The organism is Vibrio sp. 10N.222.55.C6, from assembly GCF_041473395.1.
Lineage (GTDB): Bacteria > Pseudomonadota > Gammaproteobacteria > Enterobacterales > Vibrionaceae > Vibrio > Vibrio crassostreae_C.
In genome coordinates this window covers 1-332 of the sequence record NZ_JBFRSD010000987.1, presented here as the reverse complement: position 1 = coordinate 332, position 332 = coordinate 1, and the positions used below count along the sequence as shown (strand labels likewise).

The window sequence follows — 332 nt, the reverse complement described above, 5'->3', positions numbered from 1 at the left end:
CAGCTCTGGGTGAGTACTTAGCGGTCCCTCACGGTAAATCTCCGGCGGTTATTGAGCCTGTGTTTGCCTGTGCTTTCGTTAAAGATGAATTGATGTGGCAGGGTATTGATGGTGATGAGCCCGTCAATATGATCTTCTTGATTGCGATCCCGCCAGCAGAAGCTGGATCTACGCACATGGAAGTGTTAACGACATTGACGTCTTCTCTTGTAGACGATGAATTCCGTGATGAGTTATTGGCCGCGAATTCGACTCAACAGATTATGAAGTTGCTCGGTTCAGAGGACGACTGTTCTCAAGACGCGAGCAATACTCACAGTGAAGCAAAGTCA

At 47.9% G+C, this 332-nt stretch carries 1 protein-coding gene; it reads left to right on the top strand.

Annotated elements, in window-relative coordinates:
* Window positions 1–332, top strand: a 332-nt coding sequence (locus AB4486_RS27190) for a PTS sugar transporter subunit IIA (RefSeq protein WP_372119897.1), incomplete at both ends; no start/stop codon positions are given.